Origin of the sequence: Paraburkholderia sp. SIMBA_053, from assembly GCF_046534895.1 — a bacterium.
Lineage (GTDB): Bacteria > Pseudomonadota > Gammaproteobacteria > Burkholderiales > Burkholderiaceae > Paraburkholderia > Paraburkholderia caledonica.
In genome coordinates this window covers 1-274 of sequence record NZ_JAWRXU010000641.1, presented here as the reverse complement: position 1 = coordinate 274, position 274 = coordinate 1, and the positions used below count along the sequence as shown (strand labels likewise).

The window sequence follows — 274 nt, the reverse complement described above, 5'->3', positions numbered from 1 at the left end:
CATGATCTTTCTCCGCGTGGACGACAGCACCTTGCCACCGTCCACGAACTGATACGTTACTTCGCGTTCGCTTTTGCGAGCGCCTCGATTGCCGCGATCACGCCATCGGCATACGCCGGGTCGATCTTGCGGAAGTGCTCGACCTGGCGCGCGACGATATCGGCGGGCACGCCTTCGATCGCCCGCGCGATGTTGCCGAACAGACGCCCACGCTGCGCGTCGTCGAAGATCCGGAACAGCGCGGCCGGCTGGCTGTAGTAGTCGTCGTCCTCGC

General features: G+C 64.2%; 1 protein-coding gene. It reads right to left on the bottom strand.

Annotation, left to right across the window (positions count from 1 at the left end):
• Window positions 1–56: 56 nt before the first annotated feature.
• Window positions 57–274: catalase-related domain-containing protein (locus SB753_RS37165; RefSeq protein WP_410805146.1), on the bottom strand; the 218-nt coding region annotated here is incomplete at its 5' end.